20 protein-coding genes are annotated in these 19,827 nt (G+C 65.1%); 11 read left to right on the top strand and 9 right to left on the bottom strand.

Going from position 1 to position 19,827, the window contains the following annotated elements:
* Nucleotides 1–63 precede the first annotated feature (63 nt).
* The 4 genes from pruA to QM588_RS07900 all read left to right on the top strand — a co-directional run bounded on the left by pruA (nucleotide 64) and on the right by QM588_RS07900 (nucleotide 5,043).
* Nucleotides 64–1,713, top strand: a complete 1,650-nt coding sequence (gene pruA, locus QM588_RS07915) for an L-glutamate gamma-semialdehyde dehydrogenase (protein ID WP_032371593.1) — start codon at nucleotides 64–66, stop codon at nucleotides 1,711–1,713.
* Nucleotides 1,710–2,654, top strand: coding sequence for a proline dehydrogenase family protein (locus tag QM588_RS07910; RefSeq protein WP_283312496.1), 945 nt, complete (start codon nucleotides 1,710–1,712; stop codon nucleotides 2,652–2,654). The genes pruA and QM588_RS07910 overlap by 4 nt, the downstream gene beginning before the upstream one ends.
* Nucleotides 2,655–2,716: 62 nt before the next feature.
* Nucleotides 2,717–4,606, top strand: a complete 1,890-nt coding sequence (locus QM588_RS07905) for an HNH endonuclease signature motif containing protein (protein WP_283312495.1) — start codon at nucleotides 2,717–2,719, stop codon at nucleotides 4,604–4,606.
* Between the two features lie 248 nt (nucleotides 4,607–4,854).
* Nucleotides 4,855–5,043 (top strand): hypothetical protein, encoded by a 189-nt coding sequence (locus tag QM588_RS07900; protein WP_027495777.1) that lies wholly within the window; start codon nucleotides 4,855–4,857, stop codon nucleotides 5,041–5,043.
* Nucleotides 5,044–5,186: 143 nt separating this feature from the next.
* On the opposite strand, the gene QM588_RS07895 is transcribed toward QM588_RS07900, so the two are convergent.
* Both QM588_RS07895 and QM588_RS07890 read right to left on the bottom strand, forming a co-directional pair.
* Complete coding sequence (locus tag QM588_RS07895) at nucleotides 5,187–5,525, bottom strand: STAS domain-containing protein (RefSeq protein ID WP_228139356.1); 339 nt, start codon at nucleotides 5,523–5,525, stop codon at nucleotides 5,187–5,189.
* A 280-nt stretch (nucleotides 5,526–5,805) separates the two neighbouring features.
* Complete coding sequence (locus QM588_RS07890) at nucleotides 5,806–6,285, bottom strand: MarR family winged helix-turn-helix transcriptional regulator (RefSeq protein ID WP_283312493.1); 480 nt, start codon at nucleotides 6,283–6,285, stop codon at nucleotides 5,806–5,808.
* A gap of 147 nt (nucleotides 6,286–6,432) precedes the next feature.
* On the opposite strand from QM588_RS07890, the gene QM588_RS07885 reads away from it, so the two are divergent.
* Nucleotides 6,433–8,487 (top strand): MMPL family transporter, encoded by a 2,055-nt coding sequence (locus QM588_RS07885; RefSeq protein ID WP_283312847.1) that lies wholly within the window; start codon nucleotides 6,433–6,435, stop codon nucleotides 8,485–8,487.
* Complete coding sequence (locus QM588_RS07880; protein ID WP_080729391.1) at nucleotides 8,484–9,113, top strand: lipocalin family protein; 630 nt, start codon at nucleotides 8,484–8,486, stop codon at nucleotides 9,111–9,113. The genes QM588_RS07885 and QM588_RS07880 overlap by 4 nt, the downstream gene beginning before the upstream one ends.
* A gap of 102 nt (nucleotides 9,114–9,215) precedes the next feature.
* Here the strand turns inward: QM588_RS07880 and QM588_RS07875 are convergent, their stop codons facing one another.
* A complete protein-coding gene (locus QM588_RS07875) occupies nucleotides 9,216–9,827 on the bottom strand; it encodes an FKBP-type peptidyl-prolyl cis-trans isomerase (RefSeq protein ID WP_080730137.1) in 612 nt (203 codons plus the stop codon).
* A 34-nt stretch (nucleotides 9,828–9,861) separates the two neighbouring features.
* Complete coding sequence (locus QM588_RS07870) at nucleotides 9,862–10,716, bottom strand: SDR family oxidoreductase (protein WP_283312492.1); 855 nt, start codon at nucleotides 10,714–10,716, stop codon at nucleotides 9,862–9,864.
* Nucleotides 10,717–10,830: 114 nt separating this feature from the next.
* Between QM588_RS07870 and QM588_RS07865 the strand changes: the two genes are divergently transcribed.
* Nucleotides 10,831–11,205, top strand: coding sequence for a winged helix-turn-helix transcriptional regulator (locus QM588_RS07865; protein WP_027495770.1), 375 nt, complete (start codon nucleotides 10,831–10,833; stop codon nucleotides 11,203–11,205).
* Here QM588_RS07865 and QM588_RS07860 read toward each other — a convergent pair.
* Nucleotides 11,202–11,555 carry a VOC family protein gene (locus QM588_RS07860; protein WP_283312491.1) on the bottom strand — a complete coding sequence of 118 codons (354 nt, stop codon included), beginning with the start codon at nucleotides 11,553–11,555 and terminating at the stop codon, nucleotides 11,202–11,204. The two genes, QM588_RS07865 and QM588_RS07860, sit on opposite strands and share 4 nt — an antisense overlap.
* Before the next feature lie 207 nt (nucleotides 11,556–11,762).
* Here QM588_RS07860 and QM588_RS07855 point away from each other — a divergent pair, with 207 nt between their 5' ends.
* On the top strand, nucleotides 11,763–12,242 hold the full coding sequence (locus QM588_RS07855) for a DUF6764 family protein (protein ID WP_027495768.1): 480 nt from the start codon (nucleotides 11,763–11,765) through the stop codon (nucleotides 12,240–12,242).
* A 316-nt stretch (nucleotides 12,243–12,558) separates the two neighbouring features.
* Here the strand turns inward: QM588_RS07855 and QM588_RS07850 are convergent, their stop codons facing one another.
* The 3 genes from QM588_RS07850 to QM588_RS07840 form a co-directional block, all read right to left on the bottom strand.
* Complete coding sequence (locus QM588_RS07850) at nucleotides 12,559–13,578, bottom strand: hemolysin family protein (RefSeq protein ID WP_283312490.1); 1,020 nt, start codon at nucleotides 13,576–13,578, stop codon at nucleotides 12,559–12,561.
* On the bottom strand, nucleotides 13,575–14,981 hold the full coding sequence (locus QM588_RS07845) for a hemolysin family protein (RefSeq protein ID WP_283312489.1): 1,407 nt from the start codon (nucleotides 14,979–14,981) through the stop codon (nucleotides 13,575–13,577). The genes QM588_RS07850 and QM588_RS07845 overlap by 4 nt, the downstream gene beginning before the upstream one ends.
* Before the next feature lie 120 nt (nucleotides 14,982–15,101).
* Complete coding sequence (locus QM588_RS07840; protein ID WP_283312488.1) at nucleotides 15,102–15,494, bottom strand: universal stress protein; 393 nt, start codon at nucleotides 15,492–15,494, stop codon at nucleotides 15,102–15,104.
* Nucleotides 15,495–15,607: 113 nt separating this feature from the next.
* Here QM588_RS07840 and QM588_RS07835 point away from each other — a divergent pair, with 113 nt between their 5' ends.
* From QM588_RS07835 to QM588_RS07825, 3 genes are read left to right on the top strand one after another with little or no spacing between them, the layout of a single operon-like run.
* Nucleotides 15,608–16,597, top strand: coding sequence for a Bug family tripartite tricarboxylate transporter substrate binding protein (locus tag QM588_RS07835; protein ID WP_283312487.1), 990 nt, complete (start codon nucleotides 15,608–15,610; stop codon nucleotides 16,595–16,597).
* Nucleotides 16,594–17,124, top strand: a complete 531-nt coding sequence (locus tag QM588_RS07830; protein WP_094608504.1) for a tripartite tricarboxylate transporter TctB family protein — start codon at nucleotides 16,594–16,596, stop codon at nucleotides 17,122–17,124. Before QM588_RS07835 ends, QM588_RS07830 begins: the two co-directional genes overlap by 4 nt.
* Before the next feature lie 16 nt (nucleotides 17,125–17,140).
* Nucleotides 17,141–18,646 carry a tripartite tricarboxylate transporter permease gene (locus QM588_RS07825; protein ID WP_283312486.1) on the top strand — a complete coding sequence of 502 codons (1,506 nt, stop codon included), beginning with the start codon at nucleotides 17,141–17,143 and terminating at the stop codon, nucleotides 18,644–18,646.
* Nucleotides 18,647–18,716: 70 nt separating this feature from the next.
* Here the strand turns inward: QM588_RS07825 and QM588_RS07820 are convergent, their stop codons facing one another.
* On the bottom strand, nucleotides 18,717–19,790 hold the full coding sequence (locus QM588_RS07820) for an alkene reductase (protein ID WP_283312485.1): 1,074 nt from the start codon (nucleotides 19,788–19,790) through the stop codon (nucleotides 18,717–18,719).
* Nucleotides 19,791–19,827 lie beyond the last annotated feature (37 nt).

Raw genomic sequence — 19,827 nt, 5'->3', positions numbered from 1 at the left:
TGATTGAACGGGCTGTCGATGCGACTTCAATGAGCAGCACACACCCGAGTGCGAGGAGTCACCATGGACGCGGTCACATCAGTCCCCACCCCGGTCAACGAGCCGGTCAACACCTATGCGCCCGGAAGCGCCGAGCGCGCCAGGCTGCGCATCCGCTTGGACGAACTGCGTGCGAACCCCGTCCGCATCCATCAGGTTATCGGCGGTGTCCACCGCGACGCCGCCGGCACCGATACCGATGTGGTCGAACCCCACAAGCACGCGTCGGTCATCGGTAGCTTCGCCGAGGCAACGCACCGGGACGTGCAGGACGCGATCTCCGCAGCGACCGCAGCTGCACCGGCCTGGCGCGATCTTCCGTTCGACGAGCGAGCTGCAGTGTTCCTGCGCGCGGCCGATCTGCTGTCGGGTCCGTGGCGCGAAAGGATCGCTGCCGCAACCATGCTCGGGCAGTCCAAGTCGGCCTACCAGGCCGAGATCGACGCACCGTGCGAGCTGATCGACTTCTGGCGGTTCAATGTCGCGTTCGCACGACAGATCCTCGCCGATCAGCCGGTGTCGGCCCCGGGTGTGTGGAATCGCGTCGAGTACCGCCCGCTCGAGGGTTTCGTCTACGCGATCACACCGTTCAACTTCACCGCCATCGCCGGCAACCTGCCCACAGCGCCTGCACTGATGGGCAACACGGTGCTGTGGAAGCCGTCGCCCACCCAGGCAGTTGCTGCGTACCTGACGCTGCAGTTGCTCGAGGCGGCAGGTCTGCCGCCGGGAGTGATCAACCTCGTCCTCGGCGACGGTCCGATGGTCTCCGAAGTAGCCCTGGCCGATCCACGCCTGGCGGGCATCCACTTCACCGGATCCACTGCGACCTTCCAGACGCTGTGGCGCGAGGTCGGCAACAACATCTCGAACTACCACTCCTACCCGCGGCTCGTCGGCGAGACCGGCGGCAAGGATTTCGTCGTCGCGCACAGCTCGGCCGATCCGGACGTGTTGACCACAGCCATGATTCGCGGTGCCTTCGACTTCCAGGGGCAGAAGTGTTCGGCCGCTTCGCGAGCATTCGTACCGAAGTCGCTGTGGGCTCGCATGGGTGAGACGTTCATCGAGCAGGTGTCGGCCCTGAAGTACGGCGACGTCACCGACCTGTCGAACTATGGCGGTGCCGTCATCGACCGAAAAGCGTTCGACCGCAACGCAGCAGCGCTCGACCGCGCGAAATCCGTGACCGGTCTGACCATCGCCGCCGGTGGAACGTGCGACGACACGGAAGGATACTTCGTCTCTCCCACAGTTCTTCTCGGCGACGACCCCACCGACGAAGCCTTCACCACCGAGTACTTCGGCCCCATTCTGGCCGTGCACGTCTACGACGACAACCGGCCCGACGCCTATGCCGACGTACTCCGCACCGTCGACACCGGATCGAAGTACGCACTGACCGGTGCCGTCATCGCCACCGATCGCACGGCCGTCGAGCAGGCCCATTCGGCACTGCGATTCGCCGCCGGAAACTTCTACGTCAACGACAAGCCCACCGGCGCGGTCGTCGGTCAGCAACCGTTCGGCGGAGCGCGTGCGTCGGGTACCAACGACAAGGCCGGCTCACCGCAGAACCTGTTGCGCTGGGCATCGGCACGCACGGTCAAGGAAACGTTCGTCCCGCCGACCGCACACGGCTACCCCCATCAGGAAGGCGAGGGCACACGATGACCACAGTGCTGAGCAACCCACTGCGGCCGGCTCTGCTGGCGGCCGCACGCTCACCGAAATTGCAGGCCACCGTGACGCGGCTGCGTGCCACCCGATCGCTCGTCGACCGCTTCGTCGCCGGAGAATCGGAGCCCGCCGTGGTCACCGCCGTCGATGCCCTGCTGGCGTCGGGACGATTCGTCTCGGTGGACTATCTGGGCGAGGACACCACCGACCGCGCACAGGCGACGGCCACCGTGCAGTCGTACCTGTCACTGATACAACGCCTTTCGACGCGTAGTACCGCCGAGACCGCGCTCGAGGTGTCACTCAAACTCTCGGCCCTCGGTCAGGGAATCGACCGGACGCTGGCGCTCGAGAACGCGCGCGAAATCTGTACCGCGGCAACAGCGGCGGGAGTGTGGGTGACCGTCGACGCCGAGGACCACACCACCACCGACTCGACCCTGTCCATCGTGCGCGAACTGCGGCACGACTTTCCCGATCTCGGCACGGTGCTGCAGGCGTACCTGAAACGAACCGAGGCCGACTGCAGGGAGCTGTCCGGACCGAGATCTCGCATCCGCCTGTGCAAGGGCGCGTACAACGAGCCCGCGTCGGTGGCGTTCCAGGGTGCACGGGATGTCTCGGACTCGTACCTACGGTGCCTGGAAGTGCTGATGAACGGCAGCGGCTACCCCATGGTCGCCTCCCACGATCCCGAGATGATCGAGGCGGCGGAGCGGCTCGCCGCGAACGCCGGACGGTCCGCAGCCGACTTCGAGTTCCAGATGCTGTTCGGAATCCGCGACCAGGAACAACGACGACTGGTCGACGCCGGCAAGCACGTGCGTGTCTACGTGCCCTACGGCGAGCAGTGGTACGGCTACTTCATGCGCAGACTTGCAGAGCGGCCGGCCAACCTGATGTTCTTTGCGCGGTCGCTGATCTCACGCAACTGACTTCACTCGATCGACGAACGTGTGTTCGAAAGTGTGTCGGTGGGTCGCGGTAGATTCTGTTCATGCTTTCGGGGGACGGCGGATCAGGGGTGGACGGCATCGAAACGGTGCCGCCTGCCCCTGACGTGGCCGACCCCGAACTGTCGGCACTGGTCCATGCGGTGGAGTCGGCGGTCGCCCAGTTGGCCGAACAGGCGTCGGTGGCATGGTCGAATGCCGACCGGCGTGCGGTGATCCAACGCATGGAAACTGTGTCGCGGTCTGTGACTGCGCACTCGCACACCTGGCTCAACGAACTGATCGCGCAACACGGGCTCGATGTGTATCCGGGGTCGGTACCGTGCTCGGTGGCGTGGATGCTGCGAATCACCCCACGCGCTGCCGGGGCGCGAGTACGTCTGGCGGCCGAATTGGGTGACCGCACCGCACTGTCCGGCGAACCGCTGCCTCCTTTGCTGCCGCACACCGCTGCAGCGATGCGGGCAGGACTGCTCGACGTCCAGCATGTGCAGATGATCCGTGAATTCTTCCGGCACCTCCCGTCGAGTGTCGATCCGCAAACCCGCGATCGCGCCGAACAGCAGTTGGTCGGCTTCGCCTCGACCCGGCGGCCCGACGACTTCGCACCGTTGGTCGCGCACCTCGATTCGATCCTCGACCCCGACGGCGACTTCGACAAAGACGAAGACGAAGACGAAGACGAGGACAAGAACGCCAAGCCGAGACCGCGGAAACGGCGCGATGCGTTCTTCTACCTCGGTGAGCAGGGTGCCGACGGAATGTCGGAAGGAAAGTTCTGCGTCGACTCCGAACTACGGGCCTACCTCGAAGCCTTGTTCTCCAAAGCCGCGAAACCAGGAGTCAACAATCCTGCCGACCCGACATCGATCGTCCACGAGGATGAGACCACCGGCGACGAGGACGGCGGCGGGGACGGCGGCGGGAGTGGCAGTGCAGCTACGCCAAAGCCCGGGCCGATGCCCGACGAGGCAGGATCCAGCGATGCTCGATCGGGTGACGAATACCTGTGGGATGGGACGGACGACAACGGTGCCAACTTCTACGGTGACGACGACCGCAGTGGCGAAGACCGCAGTGGCGAAGACCGCGGTGAGTGTGAGTACACCGACAGCAGCGACTGTGGTTGCGGCACAACGCCACACAGCACGCCCAACACCAACGACACCAACGACACCACCGGCTCCGGCAGCGCTGCTGAACCCGGCGGCCAAGCCGACGCCGACGCATCGGACACCGCTGCTCGCGACGCTGCCGCCGCACGTGATCGACGCACCCAGAACGAACGCCGTCACGACGCCCTGAAGATGGCGCTCCGGCACACCCTCGCCTCCGGCACCCTCGGCACCCACCGCGGCCTACCCGTCACCGCCATCGTCACCATGAGTTTGAAAGACCTCGACGCCGGCTGCGGCTACGCCATGACCGCCACCGGATCCCGCGTCTCGATCCGCGACGCCATCCGCATGGCATCGCACGCCCACCACTACCTGACCATCTTCGACGACAACGGCAGAGCCCTCTACCTCGGCCGATCCAAACGCATCGCCTCCGCCGACCAACGCATCGTCCTCATCGCCCGCGACCGCGGCTGCAGCTTCCCCTCCTGCACCCGCCCCGCGACCTGGTGCCAAGCCCACCACCTCGACGACTGGGTCGAGGGCGGACCCACCGACATCGACTCCCTCACCTTCGGATGCGACATGCACCACGCACTCGTCGGCACCGGCCCCGGAAAGTGGGCAACCACCAAAACCACAGCAGGACACCGATATCCGGGCCGCACCCTCTGGCATCCACCCACCGGTATGGACCCCACACGACGCGGGCTGATCAACCACGCACACCACCCCGAGGAGGTGCTCTACCCACCCGACCACCACAGCGACAACACCCGCGACACCGGCGACGAAGAACCACGACAACCCGCCTGACGACCCACACCACCACCACGGCACAGCTCTGCCTTCAACACAGCCTCGCCTCCCACACAGCCCGGCCCTCCCATGCAGCCCAGCCGTCCCACACAGCCCGGCCTCCAAGACAGCCCCGCCCTACTACACAGCCCCGGCTTCTGCCCAGCTCTATCCGGAGTGCGCGGCACTGGCTTCCGCTTCTCGTAGCGGCCGGTGCCGGTGATGCGGCTGGGTTAGGTTGCGCAACATCGGGGCACCCTCACCGCATGGCAAATTACAGAGTTATCGACCCGCACGGAACCGTCGTCGCCACCAAGGACATCACCAGTTCCGAGGACGCGCACGCCTGGTTCAAGGACAGCCGCGCCGACAACGAGGAGCTGGGCTGGCGCCTCGAAGTCGAGCACGACGGCGACTGGGCATTCTTCAGCGACTCGGAAGGCACCAAGGACTAGACCTTGTGCATTCACACGACGACCGGGCGGTCCCAGTGATTCGCGAGACCGCCCGATCGTTGTGCGGGGGGACGGCAAACGACAGTGGGCAGCCCCTCTGCAGGAGCTGCCCACCTCTGGTCGCGGCGATGTCGCCGCCAGTTCTATTGGTCGGTCGTCGGTCGGGAGGTCGGAATCGTCGACTCGAGGTCGGCAACCTGCAGCAGGCGGGTCACCGATCGGCTTGCCACGATCGACCACGAAGCACCGATGCCAGCCGTGTATTCACGAACTGCATCGAAGACGGTGAGTCCGGCGATGCCGAAGAACTCGACATTGGACAGGTCGAGAGTCAGATGCCGTTTGCTGGACACGCGACTGCAGACGAAATCGGAGAACATCGGCGCGCTGAGCATGTCGATGTCGCCGTGGACGGCGACGACGAGTGAACCGTCGGTGCCGTCGTGCGCGGTGAAGATGGCTCCGGTTGCTGCAACGGACACGGACTTTTCCGCGACGCTCACCGAAGTGGTTCGAACTTTGTTGCCTCGTGATTCAACACTCATGGCAGATCCCATCGATCGGTCGAACTGAAGGGGAAACCGATCTACGCAACGGGAGCAGAATTTCTCGCCTGACCCGGACGCCGACTTCGCTGCGTTTCCCCGTGACCGGCTGTTAGCTCAACCACGTGTAACCCTACGGCACCGGCACGCCCGGAGTCCAGCATTAGCGCAATGCAGGCCCCCACCAGCGGTTCGAACAACCCGATGCGAACGCGGGCTACGAGCTGGTGCTGTTTCCCAGGTCGGCGTGATGTTCACGCATAGCTCCGATGAGCGCTTCGAACACCCGGTGCGCAGCGTCGAGATCCGAATCCGGTAGGTCCGCGAGCGCAGTACTGGTGCGCGCTCCCAGTGGTCCGAAGAATCCGCGAGCAACTTCCATACCGTGCTCGTCGTAACGAAGGATGACTTTGCGTCGGTCCGACGCGTCGGATTCGCGTCGGATATGACCGGACGCGATCATCCGCTCCACCAGATACGTCATTGCCGCGGACGACAGTCCGAGCATCGTGCCGAGCTCACCCGCGGTGAGAGGCGCGCCCTCGACGTCTGCGACCATCACATGCAGCAATGCTCGAAAGTCGTTGGGCCGCAAGCTGTGCAACGCACCGAATACCTGACCGATCTGTTCCGACACCGACGACAGCGCCCGAAGGTCCGCCGATATCGCGGATTCGAGGTGGTTTCGGTCGAGCATGGCGGTGGTAACTCCTTCGCTGCGGTCATGGTCAGACTACTGCCCGCAAGAGATTCAGTTGCTTAATATCTAAGTAAATGAGATTCTTTTCTCGTGGACAGCACCCGTACCGAGACCACCGCCGCCTGGGACCGCGTCGCCGCGGCCGTGACGCATCGTCGATCGTGGGCGCTCGCCCTCGCCATTCTTATTCTCTCGATTGCCGTGATCGGGCTCGTCGGTAGCAACGATTCTGCCGGTCAGTCGCCGAACTCTCTGCCGACCTCCGCCGAGTCCTACCAGGTGGACGAGCTGCTCTCTCAGTTCCCGGACTCCGACACCGCACCGGTGATCCTCGTTCTGAGCCGCGTCGATGGCGGTGACCTGACCCCGGCCGATATCGAGGCAGCCGCTGCTGCGCAGGCCAGGCTGCTCACCGTCGACCGGTCGGTGACCGACGAACCTGGACCCCCTCCGATCGTCGCACCGGACGGGAAGGCCGCAATCGCGTTCGTTCAGGTGAACTCGGAACTGTCCGGCTTCACCCTGAACGACCTCATCACAAGCCTCCGATCCGCGGCGACGGACGGCCTACCGTCCGATCTGAACGCGCAGGTCACCGGCGGGCCGGCATTCGGGGCAGACATCGCCAACTCGTTCTCCGGGGCCAATTTCACGTTGCTCGCCGTCACCGCACTCGTGGTGGCAGTGCTCCTCATTGCCACCTACCGGTCGCCCATTCTGTGGTTGGTTCCGCTTGCCGTCATCGGTTTCGCCGATCGGTTCGCCTCCACCGTCGGCACGGCCCTCGCCGAGGCGACCGGGCTGTCGTTCGACGGGTCGACCTCCGGGATCACCAGCGTGCTCGTTTTCGGCGCAGGCACCAATTACGCCCTGCTGTTGATCTCTCGTTACCGCGAGGAGCTCCGCCGCGAGTCCGATCACCGGCTCGCGTTGCGCCATGCCGTCCGGAACGCGGGCCCGGCCATCCTCGCCAGCAACGCCACGGTTGTCCTCGCGCTGTTGACTCTGCTGCTGGCCATCCTCCCCAGCACTCGCAGCTTGGGAGCTCTGGCCGCGGCCGGCCTCGTCGTCGCATCGGTGTTCGTGCTGTTCGTACTGCCTCCGTTGTTGGCTCTGTGCGGCCCGAAGTTGTTCTGGCCCTTCGTACCCAAGGCGTCCGATCGCGATACCACCACCGAGGGCGTCTGGCATTCGGTAGCCGCCGGTGTCGCTCGTCGTCCGGTGGCGACCGCATCCATCACGATCGTCGTACTGCTCGCCTGCTGCGCTGCACTGGTGGGCACACAGATCGGGCTGTCGCAGACCGAGCAATTCCGGGTGAGCGCCGAATCCGTCGAAGGCTTCGAGACTCTCTCGCAACACTTTCCGGCCGGATCCGCCGACCCGATGACGGTGCTCGCACCCACCACGGACATCGACGGCGTCGTCACCACCGTCCGGGACGTCGACGGCGTCGTCTCGGTGGATCGGGTTGCCGATTCCGATACCGGACTGACCCGGCTGTCGGTGGTCACCGACGCGGCCCCCGCCTCCGACGAATCCTTCACCGTCGTCGAGAACCTCAGGTCCGCCCTTGCGGGTGTCGACGACGCACGAGTCGGCGGCAGTGACGCCAAGGCCCTCGACACCACCGACGCTGCCGCCCGCGATCGGCTCGTGGTGATCCCGGCGATTCTGGCGGTCGTCCTACTGGTGCTGTTGATATTGCTTCGCGCCGTCGTCGCACCGTTGATTCTCGTCGCCACCACGGTGTTGAGTGCAGTGGCCGCCATCGGTATCGGTAGCTGGGTGAGCCTGCACGTTTTCGGCTTTCCCGCGCTCGACGACAACACTCCCCTGTTCGCGTTCCTGTTCCTCGTCGCTCTCGGTGTGGACTACACCATCTTCCTGGTGACGCGGACCCGCGAGGAGACGGCTCGGCACGGCACCAGATCTGCGATAGTGCGGGCAGTCTCGGCCACCGGCGGCGTCATCACCAGCGCGGGAATCGTTCTCGCAGCAGTGTTCTGCGTACTCGGCGTCCTACCGCTGATCACCCTCACCCAGTTGGGAATCATCGTCGGTCTCGGCATTCTGCTCGACACCTTCGTGGTGCGCACCGTCGTGATTCCCGCCCTGTTCACCCTCATCGGCCCGGGGATTTGGTGGCCGAGCACGATCGACAACGAGACGACCGCAACCAAGGAGCGAAATTCATGAAGGTACGTACGATGTTGAGCCGCACCGCAATTGCAGGAGCAGTCGCAGCAGGTGCCCTGCTCGGCGCGGCCCCGGCGCAAGCGCAACCGGTCGGCCCTTTGGGGTCGGTCGGTCTCGATCCACTGGCTCCGATCCCGTCACTCGATGTCGAACGGTACCTGGGCACCTGGAACCAGGTTGCCGCGGTGCCGCAGCCGTTCAACCTGATCTGCGCCCGTGACACGCAGGCGAACTACCAGATGATCGACGAATTCAACATTCGCGTCGAGAACACCTGCACCACCTGGACCGGCGGCGAGAACCGCATCGTCGGCAATGCTCGGGTCAACGACACCGTCACCAAAGCCCAACTGCACGTGAGCTTCCCGGGCGTCCCCACGCAGGAGAGCCAGGAGGGGCCGACCAACTACATCGTGGCCTACATCGCAGACGACTACTCGTGGGCCTTCGTCGGAAGCCCCAACCGCACGTCCGGATTCGTGCTCAAGCGCACGCCCGACGTCAGCGTCGAGCAGTTCCGCGAGATCCGCAGCGTCGTCGAATCGCTGGGTTACGACTCGAACTTCATCACCACGACGCCCACCCCGGGCGGCGCGACGACGATTCAGCAGCTCTCGACGGTGTAGAGCGGCGGAGCCGCAGTGGCGTGGTTATGTGCCGCAGAGGGCACGCGGGAGTGGAGCCCGCGGAACGACCCAGTGACAGAACCACGCCACTGCCGGAGGCACTCAGCTCGCGGACAGGATCGAGATAGCGAAGATCAGGCTGTCGCCCTGCTCGATTCCGGCTGCCGGATTGCCGGTCGCGTAACCGTCGGCCGACGTCACCGCTACGGCTACGGTCGAGCCGACGGTCTGTCCGGCGATGGCTTTCTGGAAGCCCGCCACCACGCCGGTCAGGGGGAACTCGACCGGTGCGCCGCGCTCGAAACTGCTGTCGAACGTCGATCCGTCGCGTCCGTTGACGCCCAGGTAGCAGACGGACACGTTCGCGTCGTCGGCGACGATCGGGCCGTCCCCGGCCTTCAGCGTTTTCACCTGCGTCTCGGCGACGCTGAACGGGGCTTCGACGTCGACGGCCGGGGCCGCTGTATCCGTCGATCCTGTGACGGCGATGCTGCCGGTGTCGCCTGCCAGTGTCCACTCCGGGGTGGCCGACGGGTCGGGTGTGCCCGTGGGGCAGCTACTCGAAGCCGTCGCATCGGTGGAGGACGTCGCCGAGGACGTCGTCTGCGACGTCCCAGAATCCGAGTCGGAACTGCATGCACCCGTCAACAGGACGAGTGAGGTGGTGGCGGCCAGGAACAGGGTGCGGGTCGAGGTGAGTTTCACGGGGCCCACGCTACAAGTGGCATACGGGGCCCCGTGTATCCCGTCAGATCGCGGAGCGGAACACCTCGGCGACCGGGGTGGACGCGCGGCCGATCAATGCCTGCAGGTCACCGGAATCGGTCTCGAGTTCCCCGCGGGAGATACCGGCATCCGCGCTCGCCAGCATGGTCGCCACGAAATCGGGCAGTCCTGCGCCCTGCAGAATCGAGGCGTACTCCGACTCGGTGACGTCCTTGTAGACGACCGGCTTCCCGGAGATGCCGGCGAGAACGTCCGCGAGTTCGGCATAGGTCAGGCGCTCGTCCCCGCCGAGCTCGTAGATCTTCCCGCCCTGGTTCTCGAGAGTCAGCACAGCCGCGGCAGCGGCGGCGTAATCGGCGCGAGAGGCAGCGGCGATCCTGCCGTTCCCGCCTGCACCCAGCCACACTCCACTGCCGATGGCCTGGCCGAGCGAGCCCAGGTAGTTCTCCCAGTACCAGCCGTTACGCAGAAACACAGCGGGAATCGAAGAGGCCGTCAATCGCTCTTCGGTGGCCTTGTGCTCCGGCGCAAGGCTGATGCCGGAGGTGTCGGCAGCGAGCACGCTCGTGTACGCAACTAGGCTCACCCCGGCCGCCTCGGCGGCGTCGATGACGTTGTTGTGCTGGGCAATTCGCTGGCCGACCTCCGATCCCGAGATCAACAGCACCTTCTCGACACCTGCGAACGCAGACGTCAGCGCGTCGGTGTCGCTGTAGTCGGCCACCCGCACCACCACACCGCGCTCGGCGAGTGCGGCCGCCTTGTCGGCGTTGCGTACGACGGCGACGATGTCGGCAGGCGCGACGCCGCGATCGATGAGTGCGGCGACGACGAGCCCGCCGAGATTGCCTGTCGCTCCGGTAATGGCTGTGGTCATGGAAAACGCTCCCGAGGTTGAAGTATCAAGTTCCGTTTCATCATGCACTTACTTTTCGTGCAGTGCAACATCGAAATTTAGCGCTGCCGGTACGGCCTGCGCTAACATGGAGAAATGTCTGAGGCCGTCGAATCTCTCGAAGCATCCGTCTTCGCACGGGAATGCGGGTCACGGCAGACGCTGCAGAACGCGACGAGCAGGTGGGGAGTGCTCGTCCTGGCGGCCCTCACCGAGAGCGACTACCGATTCAATGCCCTGCGCCGACGCGTCGACGGCGTCAGCGAGCGAATGTTGGCACAGACGCTGCAGACCCTCGAACGCGACGGCCTCATCGTGCGTACCGTGCTCGAGACCATCCCGCCCAAGGTCGAATACAGCCTCACCCCGCTCGGACGTGAGGTCGGATCACGGTTGACCGACCTCATCGAACTGATCGAGGGCTCGATGCCTGCCGTGCTCGAAGCACGCGCCGAGCACGACGCCCGCTAGTCAGCTGGGGGCGTCACTACACACCATTCGTTGCCCTCGGGGTCGAGTAGCACCTGGAACGACCCGGCCGTAGTGGTGTGCCGGTCCCCCAACTCCGTCGCACCCAGACCTACTGCCTGCTCGACGGCAACGTCGATGCTGGGTACGTCCACGTCGAGATGTAGTCGATTCTTGCCGGACTTACCCTCGGGCACTCGCTGGAACGCCATCCGGGTGAACCCGGGAACATCGACGAAATGCCACGAGTCGTCGCGCACGACGGGCTGACCACCGAGCACACCCGCCCAGAATCGGGCCAGCACAGCCGGTTCCGTGCAGTCGAATACGACCTCGTCGATACGTCCGATCATGGAGCCATCGTAAGCACCGAGGGTGGGGGAACGCTGTTTACCGCGTTGTGATCATACCGAGATGCATTCGTGACCATGCGGATCTCTGAGCGCGTCGCTACGGGGTAACACTCGAGGAAGGTCGTCGGGGCGCACGAGCATGTCGATCCGGCAACCGCAGGAGCGCGGCACGCCCGGTGCCTGCGCCAAATCTTGGAGGCATCGACCATGTTCCACACCAAGAGAATTCTCGGCGGAGCGGCAGCATTCGGATTCGCCTGTACTTTCGCGACCCTGGTGCCCGGCACGGCCTCGGCCGCACCGGTTGTCTGCACCACGGCACCCGGAGGGGCCGACGTCGCCGCGCTCGTCGGAGGTTCACAGTGCGACAGCTCCGCAGACGGCGCAAGTGCCGCAGCAGGAGTCGGCCTCGAGGGATGGGGCTCGGCGGAGGCGATGAACAACGCGGCGGCACTGGCCCTCGGTCTCAACGGCGGAACTGCCGTCAGCAACGCCGGTTTCGGCGGCGCGCCTGCTGCGATCGCCTTCGGTCCCGGTGCCATCGCACAGAACACTGCCGCCGGCCTCGGACTGTCGATTGCCGTGGCTGCGCCGGGCTCGACGATCACCCTCACCCCCGAGGGTGCCGTCTGCAACGGTGCCGGCTTCGCCGGAAGCTTCACCACCCTGCAGGGCTGCATCGGCTGATGCCCGTCGCCGTCGGGGTGAAACACGACTTGCGCAGGCCATATCAGTGCCGCCGGGCCCAGGTTGATCTACAGTCTCACTGACTACAGTCTCGGTACGCGAGCCGGTGACGGCCCGCTGAACAAGGAGTTCGACGGCAATGATGTCCTACCTGCTCTACGACGTTCTGCTCCCCCAACTCGGCCACGATGTCGCGTCGTATTGGGCACACCTTCTGGTCATCGCCCCGATCTGACATTCGGACCCGGTGCGTACGAAAAATCCCCGCTCGGCCGCGTCGGCCGGGCGGGGATGATTCGTATGGGGTGACCGAAGATCAGACAGGCTCGGGCAGCAGCCGCGTCAACACATCCGACAGGGTGACAACGCCGATAGTGCGCGCACTGTCACCCGCCTCGGCCGACGGTTCGACGACCAGCGCCAGATGATGTCGGGTCTCGCGCATCGACTGCAGGGCGACGTAGACCGGTGTCGTCCGATCCAGCGTGTAGGCCGGGCGGGTGATCTCGGCGAGATACTCCGGTTCGGTCAACGTATCCCTTACGTGCACAACACCTTTCACTACGTCGTCGTCACTGACGAGGATGCGCAGATGGCCGCTGATCCGGGACGCCTCCCGCACGTCGTCGATCGACGCCGACGACGGTACCGACGTCGGCGCGCCACTTCCGGCCACCAGGTCACCGACGGTCAGATCCTGCAATTCCAATGCCCCGGATATCTGCGCCTGGTAGCTGGCGTCCAGGGCTCCCACGTTGACCGAGTGCTCGACGAGCTGACGCAGGTCGTCTGCGTTCTGCCCGGTGCCGACGGTGTCGGCCGGCTCGACGCCCACCTTGCGTAGGCACCAGTTCGCCATGTTGTTCAGGGCCGTCAGCACCGGACGCGTGAGAAACATGAACGCGCGCATGGGGATTGCGAGCATCGTCGCCGACTTCTCCGGATGTGCGATGGCCCAGGACTTCGGAGCCATCTCGCCGACGACCAAGTGCAGGAAGGTGACGACGATCAGCGCGAGGACGAAGCCCAGGACGTCGGCGAACCAATACGGCAGGCCGATGCTCTCGAACAGCGGCGTGAGCCAGTAGTGCACGGCCGGCTTCGTCGTCGCGCCCAGCCCGAGGGTGCAGACGGTGATGCCGAGTTGGGAGCCGGCGAGTAGGACGGTCAGCTCGGACGAACTGCGCAGCGCTGCGCGCGCAGAGCGTGAATTGGGAGCGGCGTCTTCGAGCCGATGCCGCTTTGCGGCCAACAGCGCGAATTCGACGGCCACGAAGAAGGCACTGGCAGCGATGAGGCCGATCGTGACGGCCAGAAAGACCCAGATGTTGCTCATCGGTGCGCTCCTGCAGTATCGGGCTCGGCCGAGTACTCGTCGGGTTCGGTCGGCCGCTCGTCGATTGTCAGGGTCAGTAACGACGGCACGTGGCTGTCGATCTCTTGTACCTCGATCGTGACGAATCGGATGGGCGTCTCGTCGTCGTTGGCGAGGTCCGCGTTGTCCGGCGGCAGATCTACCTCGATTCGGGTTCCGACGTCGGGTAGCGAACCGTGATGCGCGATGGCAAATCCCGCGATGGTCTCGTAATCGCCCTCCGGCAGATCGATACCGATGGCGCGTTCGACCTCGTCAATGTGGACTTCACCGGCCATGGTCCAACTACCGTCGTCGGCGCTGACCGGGCTCGGATCGGACAGGTCGTCGTCGTGCTCGTCGGTGATCTCGCCGACCAGTTCCTCGGCCAGGTCCTCGATCGTGATGACGCCGGTCAGACCGCCGTATTCATCGATGACACAGGCCAATTGGTTCCGTGTCGCCCGCAGCTCGCGCATCGCGTCGGGCAGGCTCTGCATCTCGGGAAGGATCAGCGCATCGCGGGTGAGGTCTGCGATGGGGGTCGAATCCGGAGCGGTGGAGGCCAACACGTCGTGCAGATGCACCACACCCACGATTCCGTCGTCCTCGTCGAGCACGGGGTATCGAGAATGTTCTTGGCCCATCAGTGTTTTCACCTCACCGAGGGTGTCGGTGTCTCGGACCGTGGCCGAACGCGAGCGCGGGATCATCGCGTGTTCGACCGTGCGGGTGGGGAAGTCGAGAATGCGGTCGAGCAGCGTCGACAGCTCGTCGGGCAGATCGCCGGTCTCGCGTGAATCCGACACGATGTGCTCGAGGTCCCGCAGACTGGCCGAATGCTCCACGTCGTGCACCGGCTCGATCTTGAGGGCTTTGAGCAACAGGTTCGACGACTGGTCGAAGATGGTGATCAACCACCCGAAAAGCTTGAGGTAGATGGTCGTCGACATCGAGAGCCATCGAGCCACCGGCTCGGGGCGGGCGATGGCGAAGTTCTTCGGGAACAGTTCGCCGAAGAGCATCTGTACGAACGTCGCGAACGTGATCGCCAGAACGGCACCGAGGCCGACACCGACTGCTGTCGGAACACCGACGCCGCCCAGGATTGCGCCGAAGGATTGCCCGATCAGCGGTTCGGCGACGTAGCCGACCAGCAAGCCGGTGACCGTGATACCCAGCTGAGCACCCGAGAGCATGAACGACGTGCGTTTGGTGACGGTCAACGTACGAGCTGCGACGGCGTCACCGGCCTCGGCGCGAGCCTTGAGCCGGGACCGGTCGACGGTCATGTACGCGAATTCCTGGGCTACGAAGTAGCCGGTCGCGACGGTGATGAGGAAAACGACGAGCAGGCCGAGCAGAAGAGTGAGCAGAACGCTCATTCGCCGGACACCGCCTCGCACGTAGTAGCCGTAGTGCGGGGAGCCGTGTCCGGCCCGGGTTTATCGCTGTCCATGATTCCTCGGGGTCGTGTGGTGTGAAGTTTGTCCGATACTACCGGGTCACGGCGCTTTCACGACGAGGACGGGGACCGGGCTGTCCAGCAAGACTCGCTGCACCGTGCTGCCCATCAGGAATTTGCCGACCGCCGATCTGCGCTTGGACCCGATGACGAGCATCCCCGCACCGACGTCGGCGACGAGATCGACCAGGGCACCGGCCGGGTCGCCGCCGTCGGGTTCGACGCGCACCGTCGTCGCGGTTCCGGGGAGAGTCCGCTCCACCTCGGCCTGCGCCGCGCTACGGTCTTCCGCCGATACGGAATCGCGGTCCACCACGGACAATACGATCAGCTCGGCCTGACGCAGCTCGGCCTCGGCGGCACCGCGGCGCAACGCTTCCTGCCCCTCCGGTGTGTTGCTCATCGCTACTGCCACTGCGCTCGCTACCGACACGATCTCTCCCGTTGCTCGAATCCACCGAAGGCCGCCCTCGATGTTGTGAACTGGACTAATCAGACAAACTGTATCTAACCTGACGCTGTGACACACCACACGAAAGGTCTCTGATGGCGATATCGCCCACCCTGCTACGAACGGCCGGAGCCTTGGTGGTGGTGGGAGCAGTCACCGTCGCCGGGATCGATGCCGCTCGCAGTGCCAGCGGCTCCGATGCCCGAGCCAAACTGACACTGATCGCACCGGCTGCCGCGGGCGGCGGTTGGGATCTGGTCGCCCGAGAATCGCAGCAGGCGCTGCGCAGCGATGGCATCGTCAACAACGCGCAGGTGGTCAACGTCCCCGGGGCCGGCGGCACCATCGGCCTGAGCCAACTCGAGAACCTCAGTGGCCAACCCACCACGGTGATGATCACCGGCACCGTCATGCTCGGCGGCATCGCGATCAACAACTCCGATACCACCCTTGCCGACACCGTGCCGATCGCCAAACTCGCCGAGGACTTCGAGGTCTTCGTCGTCCCCAAGGACTCGCCGATCCAGAACCTCGACGACATGATCGAGGCGTGGCGGGCCAACCCCGGCGGACTCCCCATCGGCGGCGGCTCCCTCGGCGGAATCGACCACATCGTCGCGGGCCAGTTGGCACAGGAAGCCGACATCGACCCGGCCGCAATCAATTACATCGCCTACTCCGGTGGCGGTGAGGTACTGACGTCGCTGCTGTCGAACACCGTCGGCGTTGCGGTCAGTGGGTTCAACGACTTCCGGGACCAGATCGAGGCAGGCAACGTGCGTGCACTCGCCGTGGCCGCGCCCGAGCCGCTCGAGGGATTCGACGTGGACACCTTCATCGAACAGGGCTACAACGTCGACCTGGTCAACTGGCGCGGAATCGTTGCGCCGCCGGGGATCTCGGACGAGGACCGGCAGACGCTCGTCGACATCGTCACCGAGATGGTCGAGACCGAGCAGTGGGCGACGGCCGTCGAACGCAACCGCTGGAAAGAGTCGGTGGTGACGGGAGACGAGTTCGGAGAGTTCCTCGACGTCGAGCAGGCACGCATCATCGGAATTCTCGAGGAGTTGGGGCTGGTATGACAACAACGACTACCGACACGGACACGTCCCGGTCCTTCTGGACTGGCCGCAGTGGACTGATCGTTCCGGCGCTGCTCGTCGCACTGGGAGCGTTTCTGGTCTACGGAACCGTCACCATGGAGGTTCCACCCACCGCCACCTCCCCTGGCCCACAGGTCTTTCCGGCCATCGTCGCCGGCGGCTGCTTCGTGGTCGCCCTGTTGGTCACCATCCAGCTGATGGTCAAGCCCGACGAGATCGACCGTGGGGTCGACGACGACGGAGTGCCGCACACCGGCACCGTCAGCAATTGGCGCACGCTGTCCATCACCGTCGGATCGGTGGCAGTGTTCATCGCCCTCCTCGACCCACTGGGCTGGGTTCTCGCCGGCGCACTGCTGTTCTGGGGTGTGTCGGTCGGATTGGGCGGGCGCCGTTACGTGTTCGACGCGGCAGTCGCACTGCTGGTCTCGAGCACGATTCAGATCGCATTCTCCGCGGGCCTCGGCCTGACCTTGCCCGGCGGCGTCCTCGCCCAGATCTTCTGACGGAGCTGAATTTCCGATGGATTCATTGAGCAATCTTCTCGACGGGTTCGGCACCGCGCTGACTCCGATGAACCTGGTGTGGGTGTTCGTCGGCGCGTTGCTGGGTACCGCCGTGGGCGTCCTGCCCGGTCTCGGCTCTGCCATGGCGGTGGCCCTGCTGCTGCCGGTCACCTTCACCCTCGACCCCACCGCCGCGTTGATCATGTTCGCCGGTGTGTATTTCGGCGGCCTGTTCGGCGATTCGATCTCCGGCATCCTGATGAACACCCCCGGCAACAGCACGGCCATCGCCGGTACGTTCGAGGGTCATCGGATGGCCAAGAACGGCCGCGCCCCACAGGCTTTGGCAACTTCTGCCATCGGCGCGTTCATCGGCGGCATCATCGCGACGACCCTCGTGGTGTTCTTCGCCCCGACGCTGGCCGCGCTGGCGACCAACTTCGGACCCGCCGAATACCTCGCTCTCGCGGTCTTCGCCTTCATCGCCACCTCGGCGGTGGTCTCGGACTCCGCCCTCAAGGGTCTGACCGCCCTGCTGATCGGCCTGACCTTGGCCGTGATCGGCATCGACGGGCCCTCTGGCGCTTCACGATTCACCTTCGAGGTACCGGCCCTGTTCGACGGCATCCACATCGTCGTGATCACCGTCGCGATGCTCGCTCTCGGTGAGGTGATCCACATCGCGTCGAAGATCGGACGGCCCGAGGACCGCACCCTGATCGAATCGCAGGGCCGCCCGTGGTTGAGCAAGGCCGAATTTCGCGATGCATTGCCGGCCTGGATGCGCGGCACGGCATTCGGTGTGCCGTTCGGTGTGATCCCCGCGGGCGGTGCCGAAGTACCCAGCTTCCTGGCCTACGGCACCGAGCGCAGGCTCGACCGAAAGCGGGAGAAGCCGATGTTCGGCAAGGGTGCCATTCGCGGTGTCGCGGGTCCCGAGGCCGCCGGAAACTCCACGGCCGGAACGGCAATGGGGGCGCTACTGGCTCTGGGACTGCCGACGTCGGCGACGGCGGCCATCATGTTGGCTGCCTTCCAGCAGTACGGCATGCAGCCCGGACCACTGCTGTTCGAGCGCAGCGGAGACATCGTCTGGGCCCTACTGGCCAGCCTGTTCGTGGCGATGATCGTGCTGCTCATCCTCAACCTGCCGTTCGCACCGCTGTGGGCGCAGCTGCTGAAGATCCCGAAGAACTACCTCTACGCCGGAATTTCGGTGTTCGCTGCCCTGGGCGTCTACGCGTCGAGTGCGTCGATCGTGGATCTGATCTTCATGCTCGGACTCGGCATCGTCGGATTCATGATGCGGCGCTACGACATTCCGCTCGCACCGGTGCTGATCGCCGTCATCCTCGGCCCGTTGGCCGAGGAATCGCTCCGACGCGCACTGGCCGTCAGCGAGGGCGACCCGTCGATTCTGGTCAGCAGCGGCATCACCATCGTGCTCTACGCCCTGATGATCATCGCCGTGGTGTTCTCGATAGTCAGCAAGATCCGCGCCCGCAAGACCGCCGACTTCTGAGTGCGCTCCGCGCAGTGGTGTGGTTAAGAGCTCTCTGGGGCACTCAACCGCACCACTGCCGCAGGCACTCTCAGTGCTGCAGGGCCGGGTAATCCGTGTAGCCCTTGGCACCATCGGTGTAGAAGGTGCTCGGATCAGGCTCGTTCAGCGGCAGATCCTCGCGCCAGCGGTAGGCGAGATCGGGGTTCGCGATCGCCGGACGGCCGACGACGATGGCGTCACCGATGCCGTTCTCGAGCAGCGACAGAGCCTCGTCGCGAGTGGTGATCTCACCGAAGCCACTGTTGACGAGCACAGCCCCGCCGAACGCCTGTCGCAGATCCTGTACCAGCTCGCCCGACGGATCCTTGTGCAGCACACTGAGGTACGCCAGACCGAGCGGTGCGAGCCGCTCGACCAACGCACGGTAGGTAGCACGCACGTCGTCGGAATCCGTCTCGAGCGCATCCTGGATGTTGTGCTCGGGTGAGATGCGAATTCCCACCTTGCCCGCTCCGAGTGCATCGGCCACGGCCTCGACCACCTCGGCCACGAACCGCGCCCGGTTCTCCGGCGAACCGCCGTATGCGTCGTCACGCTGGTTCGAGGCGGGCGAGAGGAACTCGTGCAGCAGGTATCCGTTGGCACCGTGAACCTCGACGCCGTCCATACCGGCCGCGACCGCATTCTTCGAGGCCTGTACGAAATCTGCAATCACCGACGGCAGTTCGTCCTCCCGCAGTGCACGCGGGGTGGGGTACGCCTTCTTGCCCTCGTACGTGTGAGTCTCACCGTCGATGGCGATGGCGCTGGGCCCGACGACCTCACGGCCACCCGTCGTCGCCTCGTGGGTCACGCGCCCGGCATGCATCACCTGGGCGAAGATCAGCCCGCCGTCGGCGTGCACTGCGTCGGCGACTGTGCGCCACCCCTCGATCTGCTCGTCGGTCACCAGACCGGGCTGACCGGGGAAGCCCTGGCCCGCATGGCTCGGGTAGGTGCCTTCGCTGACGATGAGACCGAGCGATGCCCGCTGCTTGTAGTGCTCGACGACCAGGGGGCCCGGCACACCGTCCTTGCCGGAGCGCACCCGCGTCAGCGGAGCCATCACCAACCGGTTGTCGAGCTTCAGGTCACCGAGCGTCAACGGGGAAAACAACTTCATGGATCTCTATCTCCTCACGAGTGCGTGCACAGTCTTT

This window comes from Rhodococcus sp. IEGM 1354 (assembly GCF_030056855.1).
Classification (GTDB): Bacteria; Actinomycetota; Actinomycetes; order Mycobacteriales; family Mycobacteriaceae; genus Rhodococcoides.
The sequence above is the reverse complement of the archived record's forward strand: the minus strand, read 5'-3'. Positions and strand labels throughout refer to the sequence as shown.

Coding starts and splice junctions, on each gene's coding strand:
- pruA (WP_032371593.1), top strand. CDS start 64: ATGGACGCGGTCACATCAGTCCCCACCCCGGTCAACGAGCCGGTCAAC.
- QM588_RS07910 (WP_283312496.1), top strand. CDS start 1,710: ATGACCACAGTGCTGAGCAACCCACTGCGGCCGGCTCTGCTGGCGGCC.
- QM588_RS07905 (WP_283312495.1), top strand. CDS start 2,717: ATGCTTTCGGGGGACGGCGGATCAGGGGTGGACGGCATCGAAACGGTG.
- QM588_RS07900 (WP_027495777.1), top strand. CDS start 4,855: ATGGCAAATTACAGAGTTATCGACCCGCACGGAACCGTCGTCGCCACC.
- QM588_RS07890 (WP_283312493.1), bottom strand. CDS start 6,285: ATGCTCGACCGAAACCACCTCGAATCCGCGATATCGGCGGACCTTCGG.
- QM588_RS07880 (WP_080729391.1), top strand. CDS start 8,484: ATGAAGGTACGTACGATGTTGAGCCGCACCGCAATTGCAGGAGCAGTC.
- QM588_RS07870 (WP_283312492.1), bottom strand. CDS start 10,716: ATGACCACAGCCATTACCGGAGCGACAGGCAATCTCGGCGGGCTCGTC.
- QM588_RS07865 (WP_027495770.1), top strand. CDS start 10,831: ATGTCTGAGGCCGTCGAATCTCTCGAAGCATCCGTCTTCGCACGGGAA.
- QM588_RS07860 (WP_283312491.1), bottom strand. CDS start 11,555: ATGATCGGACGTATCGACGAGGTCGTATTCGACTGCACGGAACCGGCT.
- QM588_RS07855 (WP_027495768.1), top strand. CDS start 11,763: ATGTTCCACACCAAGAGAATTCTCGGCGGAGCGGCAGCATTCGGATTC.
- QM588_RS07850 (WP_283312490.1), bottom strand. CDS start 13,578: ATGAGCAACATCTGGGTCTTTCTGGCCGTCACGATCGGCCTCATCGCT.
- QM588_RS07845 (WP_283312489.1), bottom strand. CDS start 14,981: ATGAGCGTTCTGCTCACTCTTCTGCTCGGCCTGCTCGTCGTTTTCCTC.
- QM588_RS07835 (WP_283312487.1), top strand. CDS start 15,608: ATGGCGATATCGCCCACCCTGCTACGAACGGCCGGAGCCTTGGTGGTG.
- QM588_RS07830 (WP_094608504.1), top strand. CDS start 16,594: ATGACAACAACGACTACCGACACGGACACGTCCCGGTCCTTCTGGACT.
- QM588_RS07825 (WP_283312486.1), top strand. CDS start 17,141: ATGGATTCATTGAGCAATCTTCTCGACGGGTTCGGCACCGCGCTGACT.
- QM588_RS07820 (WP_283312485.1), bottom strand. CDS start 19,790: ATGAAGTTGTTTTCCCCGTTGACGCTCGGTGACCTGAAGCTCGACAAC.